The following is a 23,231-nucleotide window of genomic DNA, read 5'->3' as shown; positions in this document are numbered from 1 at the left end:
ACGCCATGCAACACAACAAAATAGTAGTAGGACTCGACATAGGAACAACTAAGATTTGTGCCATAGTCGGAACAAAAAATGAGTATGGAAAGCTCGAAGTATTGGGAATGGGAAAAGCCATTTCCGATGGGGTGATCCGTGGTATTGTGACCAATATCGACAAGACAATCATCGCTATTGAAAAAGCCATTGCCGAAGCAAGCGAGCAGTCAGGCATTGAAATCAATGTGGTGAATGTGGGTATTGCAGGTCAGCATATTAAGAGCTCTATCCATCATGGTAGCATTACCAGAGACAGGGTAGATGATGAAATTACGGTAGAGGACATTAACAGACTCACCAATGATATTCACAAGATAGTCATGCCTCCTGGCTGTGAGATTATTCACGTTATGCCGCAAGACTACATTGTGGACTATGAAGATGGCATCAAAGATCCTGTAGGTATGTCAGGCGTTAAGCTCGAAGCAGATTTTCATGTGATTACTGCTCAGACTAATGCCATAAGAAATATCAATAAGTGTGTAAAGCGTGGTGGCTTAGAAATAGAACATCTTATCCTCGAACCATTGGCATCGAGCCTTTCGGTATTGAGTGATGAGGAAAAAGAAGCAGGTGTTTGCCTGGTAGACATTGGTGGTGGTACTACTGACATTGCCATTTTCCATGACAGCATTATCAGACATACAGCTGTTATCCCGTTTGGCGGTAATATCATTACTACTGATATCAAAGAAGGGTTGAAAGTGATGCAGAATCAGGCAGAATTACTGAAAACCAAATTTGGTAAAGCTATTGCCGAAGAGGCGAACCCTAATGAAATCGTATCGATCCCAGGCTTAAGAAACAGACCTCCAAAAGAGATATCGATCCGTAACCTGGCGCACATTATCGAGGCCAGAATGGAAGAGATTATCGAGCTGGTGCATGCAGAAATTATTACTTCAGGCTATGCCAATAAGCTGGCCGGAGGTATTGTGATCACCGGTGGTGGTTCACAACTCGCCTATGTGCAGCAGTTGTTTGAATACATGACCGGAATGGATGCCAGAATCGGATATCCAAACGAGCACTTAGGTAAATCCAAGATTGAAGCTATCAAAAGTCCAATGTATGCCACTACGGTAGGCTTGGTGCTTTCTGGTTTCAGAGCCATCGATGAAAGAGAAAACCGCTACAATGAGAATAAGTCTCATGCTGGTGGAGTGAAGAAAGAAATGAGAGGTCAGAAGAAAGGTGCTGAATTCTTCAGCAAACTCATCGACAAGACCAAAGGCCTTTTGATGGATGATTTCCATGATAAAGGGGAGTATTAGGACCGAAGTCGGAAGACCGAGGACGGAAGCCGGAAAACTGAAGAAATAAGAACTGAAACGAATAGACGATGAGTTTCAAATTTGAAAAACTATTAATCTGGCAAAGAGCCATGGATTTGGGAGAAGAGATAAACGAATTGTCATTGACTTTTCCTGACAGAGAAAGGTTTAACCTTTCATCCCAAATCTTAAGAGCTTCTGATTCAATTGCTCTGAATATTTCAGAGGGCTCAATTGGTCAGTCAGATTTAGAGCAGAAAAAGTTCATTGGTTATTCCATTAGGTCTTTGGCAGAAGTTGTGACTTGTATTTACAAAGCAAAAAGAAGGAATTATATAAACGAAGAGCAATTTGAAGGCTATTACCAATCACTGTTCCACTTGATGAACATGTTGGTGGCTTTCAGAAACAAAATAAAAAAGTAACAGGGGAAAAGCTGGGTTGGTAAGACTTCCGTCTTCCGTCTTCGGCCTTCCGACTAAAATAAAACGACATGGCAGACTCATATATGTTTGAACTTCCAAAACACCACAAATCAATCATCAAGGTGATTGGTGTTGGCGGTGGCGGAAGCAACGCAGTAAATCACATGTTTAATCAAGGTATTAAAGATGTGGAATTCGTAGTGTGCAATACAGATGCACAGGCTTTAAAAAGCAGTCCTGTTCCTAACAGACTGCAATTGGGAATTGGTCTTACCGAAGGACTCGGTGCAGGAGCCAATCCTGATATTGGGAAAAACGCGGCTATTGAGAGCAAGGAAGAAATCAGAACCATGCTTTCAGATGATACCAAAATGGTATTCATCACTGCCGGAATGGGTGGAGGTACCGGAACAGGTGCTGCTCCGATCATCGCCAAGATTGCGAAAGATATGGATTTGCTCACCGTAGGTATTGTAACCGCTCCATTCAGTTTTGAAGGCAAGAAAAAGACAGAAGCAGCCAACAGAGGAATCGCAGAATTGAAAGAAAACTGTGATACCGTTTTGGTGATTCTCAATGATAAACTTCGTGAAGTTCATGGTAACCTGCCAATTAGTAAAGCCTTCGGAGAGGCAGATAATATTCTGACCACAGCTGCTAAAGGTATTGCCGAAATCATAACCGTACCGGGTTATGTGAACGTGGACTTTATGGATGTTCAGACAGTAATGAAAGGAGCGGGAGCTGCCGTCATGGGATCAGCCACTGCAGATGGTGAGGGCAGAGCATTGCGTGCCGCTGAAATGGCCATCTCTTCACCACTGTTGAACAACAAAGATATTAATGGTGCAACTAAGATTCTCCTCTCCATTATTTCGGGAGAAGAGGCAGAGTTGCAAATGGATGAACTGACAGAAATTACAGAGTACATCCAGGAAAAAGCTGGCGATGATGCAGAGGTGATTTTCGGTCATGGTATCGATTCAGATCATGGTCAGAACATTAGCGTCACAGTTATTGCAACAGGTTTTGAGGCTCCGGAATTGAAGACTCGAAGCAGTGAATCAACTAAGAAGGTTATCGATCTGGAGAGCAATCGCGAGATTGATCTCAGAGACGAAGATTCTCTTTCACCTAAACACTTACAGACAAACCTTTTTGACCGATCTGCTGAAACTCCTCAAGAGGAGCCTCAGCCTGAAGCTAAACCTCAACAGGAAGAAGAGGACGATGATATGACCTCGGGTTATACCTTCCTTTCTAAACTGGCGAGTAAATATGAAATCGAAGAGTTTCCAAGAAGTGCCGATCCTGATGATGAGATCGAGGAGCGTAACCGCTCTTTAGACAATGACTTTTACGAAGAGAAGAATAAGAACTTCCTCGAGATGAAACGTCAGAAACTTCAGGAGCAGGCAAGACTGAGGGAAGAAAGATTGAGAGGTTCTTCAGGTCAGGGAATGAGCAACGATGATTTCAAGGATAAGCTTGAGATTCCTGCTTATCAGAGAAGACAGGTGAGATTGAGTGAGAATACACCTTCATCTGAGCGAAATATTTCCAGATATAACCTGAATGACGATGATGAGATCATGGGCGACAACAAGTTCCTCCATGATAATGTCGACTAAAGACAAATAATTTTAACTTAATCAACGGTTGAAAGTTGAGACGTGTAATTAGACAGCCTACTGCCATGGGCTGTCTTTTTTTGTCAAGAATACCAAGCTGCCTTTGATGTCTCTGCAGATTGGCCGCTGAGATTGAAGCCTGAGATGCTGAAATAAACCTGCCTGCCGGCAAAGGCAGGTTCAGCATGACGCTTTTGGCTGCTAAGAGAATGTTGGCCACCATCGGTGTCTTCACCGATGGACAGCTGAGACTGATGATCAGCTTTTTGCCATCATTGAGCTTCTGTCAATATTTATATGCGCCTGGATCAGTCACCAGGTTGAGGTAAGCCAGATAGTCTTCATCTATTTCTTCGGCTACAAGGTCGAATGCAACATCTTGTATCCAAAGCCCATCCTCTGAAATGAGCAGAGGAATTTCTGTGTTTCTCGTAATGGGGTAAATATCCGCCTCAACTTCCAGGGAATACTCATTTATGATCTGCATTCCTACGGTCCAAAAGCCACTGGTAAAGTTAACCTGCTCGCTTTTCCTGATATCCGGCATCTGATAAAAACGATAGAATTTATGTCGGAACCTGTCAAACTTGAGTGTGCTAAAAGACGGAGTAGTATAAATGAGTTTGAGTTCTTCCTGATCGGTGAATGAACCTGCAGGAGGTTTAATTGTAAGTCCGGGTCTTTCTATGGTAAGGATATTGAATTCCTGTTGTTCTGCATGATAGCGATAAATCTTGTTGCTGGCTCTAAATCCAAGGATAGGGTTTTGATTAGCGTCAAAAGTCAAATAGGGGTAGTTAAAAGAGAAAGGCCATGTTACCCTGTATTCGTCAGGATAGAGTCGGAAAGCAGTTTGGGTCTTGTGCTTTAGATTCAGTTGAACCAGTGAAATCCCGCCATTGGAAATGGGAATGCTGGGTTGAATGTAAGGGACGGTCGCTATCCAGGCTATTGAGTCTCCGATTACTGTAAATTCAGATTGAATATCGGTAACCATGGTATAATCACTGAACTCGAATTGATATCTGGTAATACGCATCGATGGACTGAATAAGTCCTGAATTCTGCTGATTTGATTCTTGTACTTGTCGATTGTGTAGATGTTGGCCAGGTCGTCTACATAAATCATATCAATCTTGCCCGGACTGTCTGGTCCGGAAAGTGGTAGACGTCTTGAATGGATGAGTTGTTCAGTCTTAAAATCGTATAAATAAATGGCATTGGTGAACTCATTGATATGAAGCAGATACTCTTTACCGTTACCATCCAAATAAGTAGTGGTGTAAGGAGTCTTATAAGTAGTTAGTGAGTCGAGAGGGAATAGCTTTTTATAAGCTCTACGTTCACTCAAGGTTGGACCGTCCTCCATAGTTGAATGGTTTACAGACTCAGGCTTGCAGGCAAAACACAGGCATAAACATATAGCTGTGACACTTTGGAAAAGCGATCTCATATATGATTGAGGTTGGTGAATGAGGGCTTTGAGACTGTTTTGTCTCAAAGCCAAATTCAGAGATTTAATTTTCAAGCTATTTCACTGCTACTACTTCACCAGTCCAGCAGGTATCTCCTTCAAAATCACAATGAATAACTTCTACGGTTTCTGTGATTAGTTTCGATCCCATCCAGTATTGCCTTGTAGCCAGAAAATGAGTGAACTTCTTGACTCCGGTGCTTTTGGCCTGAGGATAAACGGTTACCACTGATACAACCAGTAGGGCCGTTACGATTGAGAGTTTTCTTATCGCTTTCATAGCAGTAAGATAGAATAAATAAAAATCTAAAAGAATAAATAATTATTACAAAAGTATAATTATCTGAAAACTCATACTTAGTAGAATGATTGGTTTCTCAAAGGGGCCTTCGCTCGGTAAATCAGGATGGAGAAATTGTGGTGATCTGTTATGACTCGCTAATTGTGATCAGGTGCGGTAGTCAGGCCTGAGCTGCTGAAACGAGCCTGCCTGCCGGCAAAGGCAGGTTCAGCATGACGCTATGGGAGTTGAATATCGTATACCGAACCAACCCGGTATAAAGAAATAGAATTAGAATTTAACCAGCTTCTCTGCCTGTTGATGGAGCAGTGTGTTATATAAAGCGTTCGTCAGTTTTTCACCGTCCCAGTTCTTCTCAATACCGGCCAGTTTTGGTTTTAATGCCAGCACATGCATGCCCAGGTAATTAAAAATATCAGTCAGGTGCGACATAGCAATGAGTCCACCCTGCACTCCGGACGATACACCAATAAGCGCCCCTTTCTTGTCTCGGACTCCTTCAGGGTATTTGAGTCCATCGATGAAGGCTTTCACCACACCAGGGAAAGAACCATTGTATTCAGGAACAACGAAGACCAGTTTCTCAGACGATTGTACCTTTTCACGGATCTCATTGAAAGTACTGTTCTTACCATTGTTCTCATAAAGAGCAGTTCCGGTAAAATCTGAAGGCAAATGAGCAAGATCAACGATTTGCGTTGGCCCCTCATAGTATTCTGTCAGAATGGTTTGATAGTACTGAGCGATTTTAGCGCTCATCGAATCTTTCCTGTTGGTACCTACTACTATTGTAATCATCACTTCTAATTCCCTGCAAACTTAAAGTCATTAACACAATTGCACGACTTCAGTTTAAATTATTTCACATGTAGATACAGATAATTGAATTGTTGGGGAAAAGGTTCTCCAATCGGCATTATTTTGCGCAGTCGGTCAGGTATCGGGATGATTTTATTTCTATTATTACAGCCTGAGAAATCGTAAGGCTTTTCTGGTCTGAACAAAAGGGAGAGCCGTGATAATCGATTAAACACTATCTATTAGCTATGACATATACAGAGAAGGTTCACGAGTCAGTGGCATATATTCAATCGAAGACTGAAGTAAAACCTCAGTTTGGTATTATCCTGGGAACGGGCCTTGGCGCACTGGTAGATGAAATCAATATAGTGACTGAAATTCCCTATGATCAGATTCCTCACTTTCCGGTTTCTACTGTAGAAAGCCATCATGGTAAACTCATTTTCGGTGAACTTTCCGGTAAACAGGTGGTGGCTATGCAAGGCCGTTTCCACTATTATGAAGGCTACAATATGAAAGAAGTAACCTTTCCCGTGAGAGTGATGAAGCTACTTGGCATTGAGAAGCTCTTTATCAGCAATGCGGCAGGAGGAGTCAACCTGAGTTATCAGGTAGCCGATCTGATGATCATAGAAGACCATATTGATCTGACTAAGGAAAACCCATTAACCGGAAAAAATCTCGATGAATTCGGAGGACGCTTTCCCGATATGAGTGAGCCTTATGAAAGGAAGATGATCGATGAGGCTTTAGAGATAGCTAAAGCCAATGACATCCCCTGCCATGAAGGAGTTTATGTGGGAGTGAGTGGTCCCAACCTCGAAACCAGAGCGGAATATAGGTTCATAGGAAGAATTGGGGGAGATGCTGTTGGCATGTCAACTATTCCAGAAGTCATAGTCGCCCGACACATGGACTTGCCCGTTTTTGCGATATCAGCTATTACGGACCTTTGCGACCCCGATCATCTGGAGAAAGCTGAAATAGCCAATATACTGGCAGCTGCATTTAAGGCTGAAAAGGGTATGACCAGGATTATAAGGGAGTTGATCAGGAATCAGTAGACCAGAGAAATCAGGATAAAAAGGTATTGTTGTTTTACAGGTGGTGATAATATCGTCTGTTTCCAATCTAAGCGCAGCCGAAGAATCTACCGGATTGACACGCTTTGACAGCGCTTTCATGTTCTTTTTGAAGGTGATCTTAATGGGATTTTTCCCCGATGCCGTAAATCATAGTGCTTTCTATTCTTATTTAGAATAATTAAAAATAAGTTAGCCTAACACTTGTTGGGATGAGCGGTCTGCATTACTTTTGCGCTCTGTTTAAAATCAATCTAAATAAAAATAGAAAATAAAAGATGACCAGAAACTATCCATTGGCCGTTTTATTCCTTGTTTTAGCACTCTTCTCTTGTGACGATAATGAAGGGTTACCTGAAGTAAATGCTCCTTCGACTTACACTTTTGAGCGTAACGGACAGAGCACCGTGTCGTTCTCCGGACAGACAACCAGAATAAAAATGGCAGAAGAACTGAGCTCAGCCTTTTTGGATTTTGACAATACCACTGAAGCCCTTTTACTGGAAATGTTCAGAAATGACGATGGCCAGGGAGGCGATGTAAATCCTTTTCAGGATGCTGACCTCAACGCTGCCACAAAGAGCATTAAGAGCAAAGTGGCTGCTTCTCGAGATCTTTTCTCTACCAATGCAACTGAGTCAGCTGAGATCAAAGCGCAGTTCGAAAGCTGGATTTCAGGTCAGATCAATGAAATATATCCTAACAGAAACCAATTGGCTACTGCAGGTAATGCAGGTCAGCTGGCCGATGGTACCTCAACCCGCTATGTCAACGCTAAAGGGTTAGAGTATAATCAAGCCTTCACAAAATCTCTGATCAGTGCGCTGATGCTTGATCAAATGGTGAATAACTACCTCAGCACTGCTGTTTTGGATGAAGGTTCAAACCAGGAGAATAATAGCCAGGGTGTATTGGAAGATGGTAAAAACTATACCACCATGGAGCATAAATGGGATGAGGCTTATGGCTACCTGTTTGGTAACGCTTCTAATCAGGCCGATCCACTGACTGAACTCGGTAGTGCCGATGGTTACCTGAATAAATACCTGGGCAGAGTAGAAGGAGACGATGACTTTGCCGGCATAGCACAAGATGTTTTCAATGCCCTGACCCTGGGAAGAGCCGCGATTGTGGCCCAACAATATGATGTGAGAGATGCACAAGCTGCAATCATCAAGCAAAAGCTATCGGAGATAATCGCTATCAGAGCTGTGTATTATCTGCAGCAAGGAAAAATTGCCCTGGAAAATGAGCAGTACGGTACGGCATTTCATGACCTGTCTGAAGGCTTCGGCTTTGTTTATGGTTTGCGATTTACTCATAACTCTCTTTCAGGAACCAGTTTCTTCAGCAGATCAGAAGTAGATCAGATGATTGATGACCTCTATGCATCAGCTAACGGTTTCTGGGACCTTGATGCGGCTACTCTCGATGCCATTTCAGCCAGTATTGCCAACAAGTTTGACTTTACTGTAGCTCAGGCAGGAAATTAATTTCAGAACAATTGACCTGAACAAATCATCAATTATAGCAATCATGAAGAAGTTAGTAAGTCTGGTTTTAACACTCGCCCTAATCGCAGCCTGTTCTTCATCAGATGGAGATCCGACTGAAGTGGCAGACAATTTCGATAGAAGTGCCATGCTGGTCAATTGGGCCGACAACATCATCATTCCTTCTTATGAAGCTTATGCATCAGCCGTCACAGACTTGAAAGTTTCAACAGATGCCTTCAATGCTCAACCTGATTTGACCACTTTGGAGTCGCTTAGAGGCGAATGGCTTAATGCTTATTTAGCCTTCCAGCGGGTTTCCATGTTTGAGATAGGTCCGGCAGAAACCATTAGCCTGAGGAACTACACCAACATTTACCCTGCAGATGGCGGTGAAATTGAAAACTTTGTGGCTTCAGGAGATTATAACCTGGAATTGCCAAGCACCATCGATGCGCAAGGTTTTCCGGCACTCGATTATTTGCTATTCGGTACTGCCAATACAGATGCTGAGATATTGGCAAAACTCAGTACTGCCGGCTATGCCGATTACCTGAGTGCCCTGGTCAACCGACTGCAGTCTCTGGCCGATCAGGTTTTGAGTGAATGGAAGGGCGGATACAGAGATACTTTTGTGGCCAATAGTGGTTCTACAGCCAGCAGTTCAGTGAATAAGCTCGTAAACGACTACCTGTTCTATTATGAGAAGAGCCTGAGGGCAGGTAAAATCGGTATTCCAGCCGGAGTATTTTCAGGTAGTCCATTGAGCGACAGGGTAGAAGGGCTTTACAGCGAAGTGTATTCTAAGCAGTTGTTCAATGCCGCCCTAGATGCCACCATTGATTTCTTTAGAGGAAAGCATTTTGGTTCAGCCACCACCAGTGAGAGTATAGAACATTATCTACAGTACCTCAGCGAGCTGAACAGTACAGACGACCTCAGCATATCTATCCTCAATCAGTTTGAAGCAGTAAGAGCTGTTGCCGATCAACTGGACGATAATTTCTTTGCTCAGGTTGAAAGTGATAATTCTAAAATGCTTCAGGTATATGATGAATTGCAGAAGAATGTGATTCTGATGAAGGTAGACATGTTTCAAAAATTGAATGTGCGCATTGACTATGTCGATGCGGATGGCGATTGATGAATCAACGACTGAAAACATATTTTAACCAAAATACAGAGGCTGCTCCATTGGCAGTCTTTCGCATTTTCTTTGGGTTGATGATGTGCTTCAGTATCATCAGATTCTGGGCGAATGGTTGGATCGATAAACTCTACATTCAACCCGGTTTCTTCTTTTCCTATTACGGTTTTGAGTGGGTGAAACCTCTGGGCAACTGGACCTATCTGTTCTTTGTTATTTGTGCTCTATCCTCTCTGGCAGTGGCCTTTGGGTACAAGTACCGGGTGGCCATAGTCAGCTTCTTCATCAGCTTTACCTACATCGAGCTGATGGATAAAACCACCTACCTCAACCACTATTACTTCATCAGCCTGCTTAGCTTTCTGATGATCTTTTTACCCGCCAGTCATTACTATTCGGTCGATGCCTGGCTCAATCAAAAGATCCGGCATCAGTTCATTCCCCGTTGGACGATCGACAGTATCAAGCTGCTCCTGGGGATAGTTTATTGCTATGCCGGACTGGCTAAACTCAACTCTGATTGGTTGGTCCATGCTATGCCATTGAAAATCTGGCTGCCCGGACGCTACGACCTGCCTTTGCTGGGTGATCTGATGCAGCAGGAGTGGGTACATTATGGTTTCTCCTGGGCCGGAGCTGCCTATGACCTGGCCATTCCCTTTCTGCTCTTATACAAGAGAACCAGGCCTTTTGCTTTTGTGATGGTGGTGGTCTTCCATGTCTTAACCCGGGTACTCTTCCCTATCGGCATGTTCCCATATATCATGATTGTGAGTTCACTTATTTTCTTCGATGCCTCACTGCATCAGAAAATACTGGCTACCCTGTCGAAATGGATTAAAGTGCCATTCGAAATCTTTCAAAATAACACTGTATTGAGTCAAAGTGCCTGGGATGGAAGGCGCTACAAAAGGAGGCTGATCATGGCCTTCTTCACCATCCAGTTACTCCTGCCTTTCCGTCACTATATGTATCCCGGAGAACTGTTCTGGACCGAAGAAGGCTTCCGCTTCTCATGGCGCGTGATGCTGATGGAAAAAGCCGGTTATTCCAATTTCAAAGTGGTGAACAAACAAACCGGAGAGCGTTTCTATGTCGATAACAGCGACTTCCTGACCTCCTTCCAGGAAAAGCAGATGTCTTTTCAACCTGATTTTATACTGGAATATGCTCACTACCTGAAGAAACATTTTGAAAGTCAGGGACATGAAAATATTGGGGTATATGTAGAAAGCTATGTAGCACTGAACGGTCGCAAAAGTCAGCCCTACATCGATCCCGAAATAGACCTCACACAAGAAAAAGAATCATTCAAACACAAAAGCTGGATACTTCCATTCAACGATGAAATTAAAGGTCTATAGTTTATTACTGTTTTTGGTAACGGCCACCAGCCTTCAGGCTCAGATTAAGATTACAGGGCAGGTGAAGGATGCGGCCACCGGAAAAATCATCGACCGGGCTGAGATCTTTAATAAGGTGACTACTGAAATCAGTGGCACCAATGCTGAAGGCCTTTATGAGTTGACGGTAGACTCTGCCGGAACCTATCCACTGGTAGCCTTTGCCTTTGGCTATGTGGTGGTGGATACGCTCGTGAACGTGCAGGGTCCATTAACTCTCAACTTCAATCTGAAGGAACTTTCAACAGAACTTACCGAGGTGGAGATTACTCAGGCCAGGGAAGAAGTGTTCAACATCAGTCGCCTGCGTCCGGTAGAAGGTACTGCCATTTATGCCGGTAAAAAATCAGAAGTAGTATTGTTGAACGGACTGGTAGGGAATCTCGCTTCTAATAATGCCAGACAGGTATATGCTCAGGTAGTCGGACTGAATATTTATGACAGTGAGGCCGCTGGTTTACAACTGAGCATTGGAGGCAGAGGATTGGATCCCAACCGCACCTCTAACTTCAATACCAGGCAAAATGGCTACGACATCAGTGCAGATGTGCTCGGGTATCCTGAAAGTTACTACACCCCTCCGGCCGAAGCGCTCGAAGAAATTCAGGTGATCAGAGGAGCAGCCTCCCTGCAATATGGCACTCAGTTTGGCGGCCTGATCAATTTCAAAATGAAGAAACCTAATCCCGACAAACCGCTGGAATGGGTAAGCCGACAAACCCTGGGCTCTTTTGGTCTGTTCACCTCATTCAATAGCCTGAGTGGCACCAAAAACCGATGGAGCTACTATACCTACTTCAACTATAAAGAGGGAGATGGCTTCAGGCCTAATTCAGGTTTTGAATCGAAAAACTTTTATGCGCATCTGGGCTATGAACTTTCAGAGCGTACCCAGATTGGCTTGGAATATACTTACCTCAATTACCTGGCCCAGCAGGCAGGAGGTTTGACAGATGCTCAGTTTCAGGCAGACCCTACTTTCAGTAATCGCCAAAGAAACTGGTTCAATGTAGACTGGAACCTCTTTAACCTGAAACTGGAGCATGAATTCAGTGATCGTACTGACTGGAGCTTTAATCTGTTCGGCTTGAGTGCTGCCAGAAATGCAGTAGGCTTCAGAGGAGACGTAACCAATCTTAACTCCAATCCTGTGACCGATATAGATGAGCAGGCCAATGATGGGAGCTACGTTAACCCAAGAGACCTGATCAGGGGAGATTTCAATAACTGGGGAGTGGAAACCCGACTGCTAACCCGGTACGATTTAGGCAAGTATCAATCAGTTTTTTTGATCGGCTCGAAGTTTTACAAGGCCAAGAATTCGTCTGTGCAGGGACCGGGAACTAATGGTACAGATGCCGATTTCAGCTTAGCGATTGATCGTTATCCCGATTACCCCAACCAGTCAGACTTTGATTTCCCTAACCTGAACGCTTCGGTCTTCGCAGAGAATATTTTCTACCTGAACGATAAGATTTCACTTACCCCCGGCTTCCGCTTTGAATACATAAAAACCGAAAGTGCCGGAATCTACAACAATGTGGTTTTCGACAATGCCGGCAATCCCATTTCCAACCAGCAGCTGACGGACAACAGAAGCCTGGAAAGATCATTCTTCCTCTTCGGTCTGGGCTTCAGCTATGACCAGTCTGATGACCTGGAAGTATATGCCAATATTTCACAGAACTACCGCTCCGTGACCTTTAGCGATATCAGAACCGTTAACCCAAGTTTTATTATCGATCCGGATATCCAGGATGAAAGAGGTTATACCGCTGATTTTGGTGCCAGGGGGTCATGGCGCGATGTGCTATCTTACGATGTGGGAGGTTTCACCATGATTTATGACGACCGCATTGGTATTATCCTCGATGACAGGGCCAATCGGCTGAGAACCAATATCGGAAAGGCCCTGATTGTAGGAGCAGAGGCTTTTGCCGAGTGGAATCTGGCCAGAACTTTTCAGTGGGATCAAAAGACTATACAGTCCAGTTGGTTTGTCAATACGGCTCTTACTACCTCGGAGTATATCGATTCAGAAGAGAATAATGTGGCCGGAAGGGAAGTGGAATTTATTCCCGCTGTCAACCTGAAGACAGGTTTTAGATTTGGCTATAGAAACCTGATGCTGAACCTTCAATATACTTATCTCTCCGAGCAGTTTACCGATGCGGAAAATTCATTGGTGCCCGAGGCAGGTGATGCCAGAAATGGATTGATCGGTCAGATTCCTGCCTATAGTATTATGGACCTCTCGTTGTCTTACAAACTGGGTCGGTGGAAGGTTGAAACAGGAGTCAACAACCTGTTGGATGAAAGTTATTTTACCAGAAGAGCCACTGGTTACCCCGGTCCGGGAATTATTCCGTCTGATCCCAGAAGTTATTACCTGACCTTGCAATTGAAGTTGTAAGCTGACTTTTAGGGTTTCAGAGCTGTGGTGATTGAGTACCGTCACCCTGAACTCGTTTCAGGCTCTCACGGTGAGTGAGCCAAGTCCGAGATGCTGAAACAAGTTCAGCATGACGATGATGGAGGTATTTGAGTCTGAGATGCTGCAATAAATTCAGCATGACGGTTATGGAGGTGTCTTGGCATGGAGATACCTGACTAAGTTCGGCTTTGTGCTGGATGGTTGGAGTCTTGAGAAGCCCTCGCTACCATCGGTGTTCTCACCGATGGACAGCCACTGTTGATGGTATCGTTATTCTGAGCCTGCCTATGTCGGTAGGCAAGCTCGTTTCAGGGTCTCACGGTGAGTGAGCTAAGTCTGAGATGCTGAAACAAGTTCAGCATGACGATGATGGAGGTATTTGAGTCTGAGATGCTGAAATAAATTCAGCATGACGTTATGGAGGTGTCTTGGCATGGAGATACCTGACTAAGTTCGGCTTTGTGCTGGATGGTTGGAGTCTTGAGAAGCCCTTGCCACCATCGGTGTCCTCACCGATGGACAGCCACTGTTGGTGGTTGTGTTTGATCAGGCAATGGTGAGGCAGAGTTGCAGAACTGTGGCAACGTAAGTTTTTTTATTCCCTTTCGGTACCGTCACCCTGAACTCGTTTCAGGGTCCCACGAGGAGTGAGCCAAGCCCGAGATGCTGAGACGAGCTCAGCATGACGATTACGAAGGTATTTGGATATGAGTTGCTAAGTCTGTCTTTACCGTCACCCTGAACTCGTTTCAGGGTCCCATGAGGAGTGAGCCAAGTCCGAGATGCTGAAATAAATTCAGCATGGCGATGATGGAGGTACAGAGGTCTGTGTGTTAGATAGCAGATAGGGAAAGCAGGACGAAGACATCATCAACACCTCCGCCCTTTCATTAAACAGTCTGATTTAGCGAGTCAATTGTTTAACCAAATCTTTCCACTCAGTCAATTCACTCTGACCTGGTTTTCTAAGACCGAAAAACTGAGCAATCATTTCGCCTTGTTGATCAAATAGTTCGACAGAGGTCACCGTACCATCTTTGGTAGGCTTTTCCACCACCCAGCTGTTGTGAATCAGATCCGTTCTCAGGTGCAGGTTAAAGTCAGGATCCATTACATTGATCCACTGCTGCTCACCTCTCTCCAGGGGCACAATGCGCTTTACCACATCCTGATGAATCTGCAGGTTGCCATGGTTTCCTGCGAAAATCATAATGGGCAATTCAGTGGCTGAAGCCTGCTCCAGAATGGTCTTAACAGCATGGTTGGCAATGCGTCTGCTGAATTGACCTTCGGCCAGCTCCAGTGCATGCTCGCGATGAACCTTGTGCTTTCTGAGCATAGGGAAGAAGTCGTGTGTGTCTTCGAGCCCGGCCCAGTCGTTCAGGAAAGTCTCCTGGTCGATCTGCCGCTCATACTGAACAGGCTCAATTGCAGTGACTTCCAGCTCAGTCGATTGGTTATTGGACTTAAAATCATGAATCAGGTCCTGATAGGCCTGAAAGTCAGACTCTTTTTGGAGGTAAATCTTCGTAATAGCTGTACCCGCTTTATCAAATACCTGAATGCTATGCATCTCCCGGTCGCCCTTGTCCATGGTATTAGCAAAGGCAAGGGCCCAGTTCTTAAAAAATACGCGGCTTTCAATCGGTCCGATAACAGTAGCCATATGGTGGTTGCCAGACCCGAAGGTGCCCACCTTTTCGAATGCTCCTTTGTGCTCCAATACACAGGCGTCATTACGGGTGAGACTCATTACCTTTCCCAGCTTTTTAAATCTTTTCAGTAGCTCGTCCCACGGACCTTCCAGTCTTATAGTATCAATTCCGACACCGGTGGCCAGTAGTTCTGCTTCGCTTACTCCCAGCTGCTGAGCGGCATCTCTGATACGTACACGAGGGTTTTGAGCTTGAAACGCTTCATAGCGTTCTCGTAAAGTGCTGGCGGGGGCTTGTATAGTTTCAGGCATAATTCGTCTGTTTTAAAGGTTCTTCTGTAAATGTTTTTGGAATAGAAATGATGACCTGTTTTCCGGTCTTGGGTTCTGTGAAGATTTCAACCGGATGGTCAAACACCTTCTCAATGTTTTCTTTTGTCAGTACTTCGTTGCATAGGCCCTGATGAATGATCTTTCCGTTTTTCATCAGTACAATATCATCAGCATATTGGGCGGCCAGATTCAGGTCGTGCAATACTGCGACAATGCCCATGTTCTGTTGACAAAGGTTTTTGGCTGTATTCAGCAGACCATGTTGATGATGAATATCCAGATCGGAAGTGGGTTCATCCAGTAGCAGGTATTTGGGATAGGTAGTTTTGCCCCAGACCTGAGCCATGATTCTGGCCAGTTGAACACGTTGTTGTTCTCCTCCGGAAAGCGTCTGGTAAATGCGCTTTCGGTAAGAGCCCAGCTGATTATGTTTGATGACTGCATCAATGACTGCATCATTCTCCTGTTTGGAGCTCTTATGGGCAAAGCGACCTACTTCAATAATCTGCTCAATGTTATAGGGAAAGCTAATGTGGGTATGCTGAGGCATTACCGCCCGCATTTTAGAAAGGTCGGTGGTGTCGATTCCCTTCAGGTTTTGTCCGTTCAGAAGCACTTCGCCCTGTTCGAAAGGTAGTTCTTTGGCCAGGGCTTTCAGCAGGCTGCTTTTCCCTGCCCCATTCGGACCAATAATGGCGGTGAACCTGCCCGGTTTTACTTCCATACTGCATTGATGCAGAATGGCTTTCTTACCGATATGAAATGAGATATTTTTACTTATAAGCATCAGATCAGATTTTTTCTTTTAGCAACGGTTAACAGGTAAATGAAGAAAGGCGTCCCCACGCTGGCGGTGATGATCCCGATGGGTAATTCTGCAGGAGCCACTGCAGTGCGGGCTACAATATCAGCCAGAATTAGCAGGAGCGCTCCACCAATGGCAGAACCCGGAATCACAATGCGGTGATCAGAGGAAATAGTCATTCTGATGATATGAGGAATGACCAGACCCAGAAAGCCAATGACTCCGGCAAAGGCTACTGCTGTACCCACAGCTACCGCGCTCAGTAGGACCACACGCTTTTTAACCCGTTCAACATTCACCCCGGAATGATAGGCTTCTGACTCACCAAGGGCCAGTGCATTCAATGACCTCGCATAATGACAAAGTCCTGCAATAGTACCCAGTATGGGGAGTGTAATCACATAAATCTTAGTCCAGGTAGCACCGCTGAGGTCACCCAAAGTCCAGAAAGTGAAAGTCCTGAGCTGTTGTTCATCCGAGTAGAAGATGGCCAGACCAATGATGGCACTGGCCATAGAGGTAATAGCTACACCGGCCAGTATTAGGATGGTAATGCGTACCTGCCCCTTGTAATTCCCTAGTTTCAGGGTAATATAGGTAGCGATGGCTCCACCGAAGAAGGCAAAAGGAGGCATCAGCCATTGTTCCAGGTTGGCGGGTATATCGCCCAGAAATGCTTCTAAGCCAAGAATGATAAAGATGGCACCCAGGGCCGCACCACTGGAAACACCAATGATACCGGGTTCAACCAGTGGATTTCTGAATAGCCCTTGTAATGCAGCTCCACTGACACCCAGGGCCGCACCAATCAGGACAGTGAAAAGCAGACGTGGAAGCCTGAAGTCGGTGAGCACCAGGCTTTTGGTGACGGCCACTTCTGTACTGCCAAGCCCCAGCTGATTGAGAAAGATGTGCATCACATCCTTTAGAGAAATATCTACAGCCCCAATGGTGAGGGAGATAAGAAATGAGGTACATAGCAAAAGAGCCATGCCCCCAAGCTGATGTCGGCTGGCAAGTCGTTTAGGACTTAGGGACAGGCTGATTTTTGCTCTATTCATTATTGCTCTTCATGAATTTGTTCAAAGAGTTCTTCGGCAGCCTCGGCCAGTCTTGGCCCCCAATTGGTCAGTTTTACACCGTCAATGGCAATGATCTGTCTCTTTTTACCGGCAGTGGTTTGGGCAACACCAGGTATCTTCAAAGCGCCATCAATACCACCAATGCTTTCCAGACCTGACTCAAAAAAGAGGATGTAGTCGGGGTTGGTGCTGATGAGTGATTCGATATTCAGCGGTTTGAAGCCATTGATTTCCGGTACGGCATTTCGAGCTCCGGCCAGGCTGATGATACTAAATCCCGTATCTTCTCCGGCTACCATCATGTTACCCATGCCACGGTTGTAGACACAGAGAACTTTAGGCTGGTAGGGGAGTGCCTCCACCCTTTGCTGAAGGTCTTTCAGTTTTCCTTCCAGCGACTGAATAAGCTCTTCACCCGCCTTTACCTTGTCAAGAGCTTTGGCAATAGTTCTGATTTTTTCAACTGTATTATCAAGGCTATGCTCATTCTCTATCTGGATGAGGGTTAGCCCGGCCGCTTCCAGTTGAGCAATGACAACATCTTTTACATACTCCTTTTCCAGAATGATGATGTCCGGAGCCATGGCTATAATGCCCTCGGTATTAATGCCTGTTCTGTACCCGATTGAAGGTAGCTTCTGCATTTGTGGAGGATAGGTAGAAGTCTGGTCCGTGGCCACGATCTGATCACAAAGTCCCAGAGCACATACAATCTCTGTCGAAGAGCTGCCTCCGGTGACAATTTTTTGGGCATAGACCTGTGTATTCAGGCCTGTCACAATGAGGAATAGAGCTATGCTGAGTTTTTTCACGGTTTTTTGCTTTGTTGTTTATTTAGATTTAGTCTAAATAGTTCACAAATCTATTCCTCAGGTATTACTGTTGCAATCACTAATACTAGTAGTTATGCTGGGTGGAGAGGCTGTCACTTGTGGCTTTCATCATCCTTTGCCTGACTTTGCCGTCATCCTGAATTTATTTCAGGATCCCTAAGTGAAGTGGCTAAGCCGAGTTCAGCATGACGCTTATGGTTGTGCGGGGGAGATGCAGAAACGAGCCTGCCTGACGGCAAAGGTAGGTTCGGTATGACGCTGGATGGTTGGGGTCTTAATAAACTCTTGCCACCATCGGTGTCCTCATCGATGGGCAGCTGTTGCCAGGGTTTGTATTTGTTCTAATCATGAGGGGGTAGGTTCAGGGTCTCACTTTGAGTTGGCTAAGTCTGAGATGCTGAGACGAGCTCAGCATGACGGTTGTTAAGGTGTTTGGGTCCGAGATGCTGAAATAAATTCAGCATGACGGTCATGGAGGGGGAGGTTGAGATGCTGAAATAAACCTGCCTGCTGGCAAAGGCAGGTTTAGGATGATGCTGGATATGGGATGGTTAGGGGCTTTTTTCCCAATACAACAAAAGGCCGCCCGAAGGCAGCCTCTTGGATTCGCACTATGAAGTATAATCTCAAACGTGTATGGGGTTATTCAACAATCTCATATTCAAACTGCGGATGTCCTCTTTCTCCTGAGACAGGGTCTGTCATTCTGGTGAAACGCAGCTTATAGTAATTATCTCCGGCATCTTTAATGACATAGAATATGTCCGTCTTTACACCTGTCTCCTGGTCAGAGCCAGGTTGGGCGACAACGCGCCAGTCGCTGCCGATAGCCGCTCTTGACTCGTCAAATTCCACTGTAGCAAGGTTAGCGGCTACAAAGTTTTCGTAAGTCACATCGCTGGTGATGGCTACTGTAGCTACTTCTACCCGACCTTCGTTCGTCAGAATGTAATCCTTATAGGCATAAGGGATTCGGGTACTGGCATCAATGGGAAGCAGGTTAGTGAATATGCTAAAGACCAGGTCCCACTCTGTATTGGCAGGAGCCACATTCACTTCACCCTGTTCGAAGCTCACAAAGACAAAGTCATGATCTGACGATTTGTTGATGGTCAGCTCCTCAAAAGTGCTTGAGTTGATATCAGCGTGCTGCAAAACATAAGCACCGTTGTTTTGAGTTATTCTGATTTTTTTCCAGCCTCTGGCACTGCCATCAGGGTTTTTTCCGCGATTGATGATATAGACGGGGTTTTCTGAATCGGTAGCAGAAACGGCAGCTATCGCAGTGCTGTTCAGGTCACCTGAAGGATCATCCATCCAGGTAGCTGCTTCCGGCAGCCAGGCAGGAGGAGGGCCGAATAAGCTGGCGAATATGGCGTCTATATCCAGCTTGGCTCCCCAACCTACCGTATCTTCTGCACTTACCGTGGTCATGTCATTGAAATCCAGGTCGGTGGCCAGGGCAGATGTTGAATTGTTCAACAACACCCGGAACGATGAACCGGAATAAAAGGCCAGGTCGTAGCTGTTTCGGGCCACGGCAACCTGTGACTCTTTGGAAAGGTCGATAAAGACCTGATTGGGCTGTGATTCTCCTCCTACCGCTGGGGAGATGACTGCACTGGCAGTGGGTTGTTCTTCTATTGGTCCGTCATCTTCGGAACAGCTGAATAGTGTGGCCAACGCAATGGCGGCCAATACTGATGTTTGCTTTAGTTTGATCATTTTAAGCTTAGGTTATAACTGATTTTCAGGAAATAAGATCTGCCGTAAGCGAGGGCTACAGAGCTACCCCCGGAATGAGCACCACTGCTCACCCCGGAGTTGCTCACTCGCTCGACATTGAATATGTTTCTTGCTCCCAACAGGAGCTCAAGGCTTTTACTGATCGGATGGTTAATGGTCGCATCCAGCCAATGATAGTCATCTATGGCGCCAATGCTGACTTCGTCTCCTTCTACAAAATAGGATTGCAGACGCCCGGTGTATTTATAATAGAGATGGAAGGAGGTTTTCCATTTGGGAAGCTGATAGCTCAGGTTGGCATTGACCTCGGGTGAAAAGAAGAACTCATCCAGTTCACCCTCTGTCTCAGCCAATCGGTTATAGCGTCCGATGTAAGACATGCCGATGTTGGCACTTATAGAACCTACTAAGAATTTCTCGCTCAATGTAGCTCCCAGTGTTTTGAATCGGTTGATGTTGATGTAGGAGGCGCTGGTAATGTCTTGCGGATTGGTACCAATGGCAATTTGATCGCTGATGTCATTGAAGAATAGGTTCAGATCACTTTGAATAGGAGTTCCGGCCAGAGAAAAAGAAGTGAGTAGATTCAGTCCCAGGTGATTGGAGGTTTCCGGCTTCAAATCTGGGTTGCCGTAAATTCGGTGGTTTGAATCAACAAATTCGAAGTAAAGCTCTCTCACCGATGGAGCTCTGAATCCCTTACCATAAGAGAATCTCAAATTGGTTTTGTCGCTGAGTTGCTGTTTTATCTGCAGGGCAGGTACTACCTGATTACCGAAGGCGCTGTTGGAGGTGAATCGGGCTCCCGGACGTATGGTGAGTTGAGCCGAAGGCTTCCACTCCAGTGATGTGTAAGCCGAATACTCTTCAATGCTCTGCTCCCCTTCGGCTATTCTTCCGCCACCGACATCTTCCAGCGAAATCTGATAACCGATTTGCACATCCAGTTGAGAGGCAGGAGCCAGGTAACCGGCACCTCCGAATTCCCAGACCTGATAAGTACTGGTGTCCTGGTCGCCAGTGGCGGTGGTAAGCCGTTCTTCTTTGGTGACGAGGTTTTTGGCAAAGCGAGATTTTTCTCTTCGGAAGTCGGAGTAAGAAGCGAAGAGATTGTATCGGTCAAGGAAAGGCAGTGAGCCTTCAGCCTGAAGTTGTTGCGTCAGGCGCTGGCTGTGATAGTTTTCATCGATGGCAAAGGGTTGAAATTCCCCGGTTGAAGTATAATTGCTTTGAGACTGACCGAAGTCCTCGATCAACTCATCCAGCACCTCGGCCCGGTAGAAAAAGGTATGGTTGGCTGTTTCATACTTAATGAGACCACTACCCGTCCACTGATTTTTGGGGTTCCATTCATGGGTGCGACCTGGTGCATTGCCTTGAAATCCCTGGAAGTCATTGTGCTGTCCGTGAAGAAGTACCGACCACTTTTTGCTGAATTGATGATTGACTTCCAACGACTGGATATGCTTTCCTTGGGTCGGGCCAACTTCAGTTCCGGCACTTTCAGACTGTATAAAGGTTCTGATCTCAGTTTGATGATCGAAGTCTTTTCGGGTGATCAGGTTAATCACTCCCGCCAGGGCATTGGCGCCATAGTTTACGGCCATGGGACCTTCGACAATTTCTATCCTGTCGATTTGTTGCAGGTTGATTTGGCTGAGGTCTGCCGCGTTGCCATTACCGTTTCGGTTGACCAGCGGGACGCCATCGACCAGTATTTTCACATTTTGACTGGAAATGCCCTGCAATCCGATTCCTGAACTACCAATTGCCAGGTCCTGAGTGATGCGCAGGTTCAGCTGGGTTTGTAGTGCCTGTTCAAGGTTGATAGCACCTCTTTGCTCAATTTCCTTTCGGTTAATGGTTTGCACCCTGAAGACAGAGTTTTTGACTGACTGGGGACTGAACTGCCCGGTAACAATGACATCGTCTAGTTGAGTACTTACCGGCAGAAGGCGATACTTTTTAGAAACAGGGGTGGTTATCGTGTCGGTGAAGGTTTCATAGTTGATATGAGAAGTGCTAATGATCAAGGGGAACTCCAGTGTAGGGAGTGTTATTCGACCCTGTTCATTAGTAATGCTCCTTAGTATTCGTTCAGTATTGACGGATTGAAAACTGACAGTGAGGAAGGGGACAGGCTGACCATCATCGGAACTGATGAAAGTAAGTTCCTGAGCAGACAATTGTGCGGTAAATAGCAGGCAGAACAATAAGCTGATGATTCCTCGGTTTTGCATCTTATTTAGATTCATTCTTAATAGTTGCAAAGGTATTGGGCGCTTATCGACCCTGAAATAGCTAGTGCTAGTAAAAGACAATCACTAGTACTAGTAGGTGAGGGGGAATTTTGAATGTTGATTGTCGAATGTTTGGTACCCGGTACTCAATACTACAGCGTCACCCAGCCCTGTCTCAGGGCATAGACAATCAGTTCGGTAGGAGATTTAAGTCCCAGTTTTTTGAGCACGTTTTTGCGATGGGAGTTCACGGTGTGGATACTCACATTGAGTTCAGCGGCAATATCTTCAGAGGAAAACCCTTTGGCTACATAGCGGATCACCTGCATTTCCCTATCCGACAGCTCCATTGGGTTAGGCAGGTCCTTGTGGGTGATGATGTCGATGACTCTTTCACAGTAGAATTTACCACCTCCGATTACCGTATCGATGGCGGCCTTTACTTCCTGGTTGGAGCATTGCTTGGTGATAAAGCCTTCAATGCCTTGGTTAATGTACTGCCGGATGACCAAAGGATCATCGTCTTCGGAAATGATCAGGGTCTTCAGTTGAGGTAGTTTGGTTCTGATCCTTTCCAGCGTTTCTGCCTGAATGTTTTGCTGGCCTTTGTATTCTATGACTAAAAGAGAGGGCGAGAGCTTGTTCAATTGCTCTTCCAGATTCTTCTCAGTATTCAGTATATGAGTCTGCTGCACCGCCTGGTTTTGCTCCAGAAGCTGCCTGACACCCTCACGGGTGAGAAACTGTGGGTCGTAGATGGCGGTGTTCAATCTTATTCTTATTTAGACTGATTAAAAACAATGCAAAAGTAATGGATAAAACGATAGCTGTGTAATGCTTTATCAATTTGTTTGGCCTTTCATCAATCAGATATGCCATCTGATGCTGAACATACCACTTTTCCGAAGCTAAGGTTGGTAACTATTGAGAGGTTATAGCCCCAGAGGGGCCTGATGTCATTACCTAAGCAAATGGCATTCTTTGAGCTCCGTAAGAGCGACATCCTTTGAGAGGTGACTGATCAGAGAAGA

General features: G+C 45.4%; 18 protein-coding genes. 8 read left to right on the top strand and 10 right to left on the bottom strand.

All coding sequences use genetic code 11. The features are described from left to right. The first annotated feature begins 5 nt into the window (after positions 1–5). The 3 genes from ftsA (at position 6) to ftsZ (ending at position 3,372) form a co-directional block, all read left to right on the top strand. Positions 6–1,316, top strand: a complete 1,311-nt coding sequence (gene ftsA, locus ACOOEY_RS07100; protein WP_420387978.1) for a cell division protein FtsA — start codon at positions 6–8, stop codon at positions 1,314–1,316. Positions 1,317–1,384: 68 nt separating this feature from the next. Beyond that, positions 1,385–1,741, top strand: a complete 357-nt coding sequence (locus ACOOEY_RS07095; RefSeq protein ID WP_420387977.1) for a four helix bundle protein — start codon at positions 1,385–1,387, stop codon at positions 1,739–1,741. A 68-nt stretch (positions 1,742–1,809) separates the two neighbouring features. Then, a complete protein-coding gene (gene ftsZ / locus ACOOEY_RS07090) occupies positions 1,810–3,372 on the top strand; it encodes a cell division protein FtsZ (RefSeq protein ID WP_420387976.1) in 1,563 nt (520 codons plus the stop codon). A gap of 286 nt (positions 3,373–3,658) precedes the next feature. On the opposite strand, the gene ACOOEY_RS07085 is transcribed toward ftsZ, so the two are convergent. The 3 genes from ACOOEY_RS07085 to ACOOEY_RS07075 all read right to left on the bottom strand — a co-directional run bounded on the left by ACOOEY_RS07085 (position 3,659) and on the right by ACOOEY_RS07075 (position 5,945). Continuing rightward, the gene (locus ACOOEY_RS07085) at positions 3,659–4,741 is read right to left on the bottom strand and encodes a DUF4221 family protein (RefSeq protein ID WP_420387975.1); all 1,083 of its coding nucleotides are present in this window, start codon (positions 4,739–4,741) and stop codon (positions 3,659–3,661) included. Positions 4,742–4,901: 160 nt separating this feature from the next. Next, positions 4,902–5,126 (bottom strand): hypothetical protein, encoded by a 225-nt coding sequence (locus ACOOEY_RS07080; protein WP_420387974.1) that lies wholly within the window; start codon positions 5,124–5,126, stop codon positions 4,902–4,904. A 291-nt stretch (positions 5,127–5,417) separates the two neighbouring features. Continuing rightward, positions 5,418–5,945, bottom strand: a complete 528-nt coding sequence (locus ACOOEY_RS07075; RefSeq protein WP_420387973.1) for an NADPH-dependent FMN reductase — start codon at positions 5,943–5,945, stop codon at positions 5,418–5,420. A 248-nt stretch (positions 5,946–6,193) separates the two neighbouring features. Between ACOOEY_RS07075 and ACOOEY_RS07070 the strand changes: the two genes are divergently transcribed. The 5 genes from ACOOEY_RS07070 to ACOOEY_RS07050 all read left to right on the top strand — a co-directional run bounded on the left by ACOOEY_RS07070 (position 6,194) and on the right by ACOOEY_RS07050 (position 13,486). After that, entirely contained in the window at positions 6,194–7,012 is an 819-nt protein-coding gene (locus ACOOEY_RS07070) for a purine-nucleoside phosphorylase (RefSeq protein WP_420387972.1), read from the top strand. Between the two features lie 296 nt (positions 7,013–7,308). Further along, complete coding sequence (locus ACOOEY_RS07065; protein ID WP_420387971.1) at positions 7,309–8,523, top strand: DUF4856 domain-containing protein; 1,215 nt, start codon at positions 7,309–7,311, stop codon at positions 8,521–8,523. A gap of 43 nt (positions 8,524–8,566) precedes the next feature. Further along, positions 8,567–9,667: an imelysin family protein gene (locus ACOOEY_RS07060; protein WP_420387970.1), complete on the top strand. Its 1,101-nt coding sequence runs from the start codon at positions 8,567–8,569 to the stop codon at positions 9,665–9,667. Next, positions 9,667–11,034 (top strand): HTTM domain-containing protein, encoded by a 1,368-nt coding sequence (locus tag ACOOEY_RS07055; RefSeq protein ID WP_420387969.1) that lies wholly within the window; start codon positions 9,667–9,669, stop codon positions 11,032–11,034. The genes ACOOEY_RS07060 and ACOOEY_RS07055 overlap by 1 nt, the downstream gene beginning before the upstream one ends. Then, positions 11,015–13,486 (top strand): TonB-dependent receptor domain-containing protein, encoded by a 2,472-nt coding sequence (locus ACOOEY_RS07050; RefSeq protein WP_420387968.1) that lies wholly within the window; start codon positions 11,015–11,017, stop codon positions 13,484–13,486. The genes ACOOEY_RS07055 and ACOOEY_RS07050 overlap by 20 nt, the downstream gene beginning before the upstream one ends. 925 nt (positions 13,487–14,411) lie before the next feature. Here the strand turns inward: ACOOEY_RS07050 and ACOOEY_RS07045 are convergent. From ACOOEY_RS07045 to ACOOEY_RS07015, 7 genes are all read right to left on the bottom strand, one after another. Beyond that, positions 14,412–15,473, bottom strand: a complete 1,062-nt coding sequence (locus tag ACOOEY_RS07045) for a hemin-degrading factor (protein ID WP_420387967.1) — start codon at positions 15,471–15,473, stop codon at positions 14,412–14,414. Further along, positions 15,466–16,281, bottom strand: a complete 816-nt coding sequence (locus ACOOEY_RS07040) for a heme ABC transporter ATP-binding protein (protein ID WP_420387966.1) — start codon at positions 16,279–16,281, stop codon at positions 15,466–15,468. Before ACOOEY_RS07040 ends, ACOOEY_RS07045 begins: the two co-directional genes overlap by 8 nt. Beyond that, positions 16,281–17,360, bottom strand: a complete 1,080-nt coding sequence (locus ACOOEY_RS07035; protein WP_420387965.1) for a FecCD family ABC transporter permease — start codon at positions 17,358–17,360, stop codon at positions 16,281–16,283. The genes ACOOEY_RS07040 and ACOOEY_RS07035 overlap by 1 nt, the downstream gene beginning before the upstream one ends. After that, positions 17,360–18,193 carry a heme/hemin ABC transporter substrate-binding protein gene (locus ACOOEY_RS07030; RefSeq protein ID WP_420387964.1) on the bottom strand — a complete coding sequence of 278 codons (834 nt, stop codon included), beginning with the start codon at positions 18,191–18,193 and terminating at the stop codon, positions 17,360–17,362. The genes ACOOEY_RS07035 and ACOOEY_RS07030 overlap by 1 nt, the downstream gene beginning before the upstream one ends. A gap of 663 nt (positions 18,194–18,856) precedes the next feature. Beyond that, positions 18,857–19,939, bottom strand: coding sequence for an HmuY family protein (locus ACOOEY_RS07025; protein ID WP_420387963.1), 1,083 nt, complete (start codon positions 19,937–19,939; stop codon positions 18,857–18,859). After that, positions 19,936–22,215 (bottom strand): TonB-dependent receptor plug domain-containing protein, encoded by a 2,280-nt coding sequence (locus tag ACOOEY_RS07020; RefSeq protein ID WP_420387962.1) that lies wholly within the window; start codon positions 22,213–22,215, stop codon positions 19,936–19,938. Before ACOOEY_RS07020 ends, ACOOEY_RS07025 begins: the two co-directional genes overlap by 4 nt. A gap of 137 nt (positions 22,216–22,352) precedes the next feature. Then, entirely contained in the window at positions 22,353–22,970 is a 618-nt protein-coding gene (locus tag ACOOEY_RS07015) for a DNA-binding response regulator (RefSeq protein WP_420387961.1), read from the bottom strand. Positions 22,971–23,231 lie beyond the last annotated feature (261 nt).

The organism is Roseivirga sp., from assembly GCF_965216855.1.
Lineage (GTDB): Bacteria > Bacteroidota > Bacteroidia > Cytophagales > Cyclobacteriaceae > Roseivirga.
The sequence above is the reverse complement of the archived record's forward strand: the minus strand, read 5'-3'. Positions and strand labels throughout refer to the sequence as shown.

What these genes read in the sequence shown, in the direction of transcription:
- ACOOEY_RS07065 (WP_420387971.1), top strand. Translation starts at nt 7,309, where the DNA reads ATGACCAGAAACTATCCATTGGCCGTTTTATTCCTTGTTTTAGCACTC.
- ACOOEY_RS07050 (WP_420387968.1), top strand. Translation starts at nt 11,015, where the DNA reads ATGAAATTAAAGGTCTATAGTTTATTACTGTTTTTGGTAACGGCCACC.
- ACOOEY_RS07070 (WP_420387972.1), top strand. Translation starts at nt 6,194, where the DNA reads ATGACATATACAGAGAAGGTTCACGAGTCAGTGGCATATATTCAATCG.
- ACOOEY_RS07020 (WP_420387962.1), bottom strand. Translation starts at nt 22,215, where the DNA reads ATGAATCTAAATAAGATGCAAAACCGAGGAATCATCAGCTTATTGTTC.
- ACOOEY_RS07085 (WP_420387975.1), bottom strand. Translation starts at nt 4,741, where the DNA reads ATGGAGGACGGTCCAACCTTGAGTGAACGTAGAGCTTATAAAAAGCTA.
- ACOOEY_RS07025 (WP_420387963.1), bottom strand. Translation starts at nt 19,939, where the DNA reads ATGATCAAACTAAAGCAAACATCAGTATTGGCCGCCATTGCGTTGGCC.
- ACOOEY_RS07080 (WP_420387974.1), bottom strand. Translation starts at nt 5,126, where the DNA reads ATGAAAGCGATAAGAAAACTCTCAATCGTAACGGCCCTACTGGTTGTA.
- ACOOEY_RS07060 (WP_420387970.1), top strand. Translation starts at nt 8,567, where the DNA reads ATGAAGAAGTTAGTAAGTCTGGTTTTAACACTCGCCCTAATCGCAGCC.
- ftsZ (WP_420387976.1), top strand. Translation starts at nt 1,810, where the DNA reads ATGGCAGACTCATATATGTTTGAACTTCCAAAACACCACAAATCAATC.
- ACOOEY_RS07095 (WP_420387977.1), top strand. Translation starts at nt 1,385, where the DNA reads ATGAGTTTCAAATTTGAAAAACTATTAATCTGGCAAAGAGCCATGGAT.
- ACOOEY_RS07055 (WP_420387969.1), top strand. Translation starts at nt 9,667, where the DNA reads ATGAATCAACGACTGAAAACATATTTTAACCAAAATACAGAGGCTGCT.
- ACOOEY_RS07075 (WP_420387973.1), bottom strand. Translation starts at nt 5,945, where the DNA reads ATGATTACAATAGTAGTAGGTACCAACAGGAAAGATTCGATGAGCGCT.
- ACOOEY_RS07045 (WP_420387967.1), bottom strand. Translation starts at nt 15,473, where the DNA reads ATGCCTGAAACTATACAAGCCCCCGCCAGCACTTTACGAGAACGCTAT.
- ACOOEY_RS07040 (WP_420387966.1), bottom strand. Translation starts at nt 16,281, where the DNA reads ATGCTTATAAGTAAAAATATCTCATTTCATATCGGTAAGAAAGCCATT.
- ftsA (WP_420387978.1), top strand. Translation starts at nt 6, where the DNA reads ATGCAACACAACAAAATAGTAGTAGGACTCGACATAGGAACAACTAAG.
- ACOOEY_RS07035 (WP_420387965.1), bottom strand. Translation starts at nt 17,360, where the DNA reads ATGAATAGAGCAAAAATCAGCCTGTCCCTAAGTCCTAAACGACTTGCC.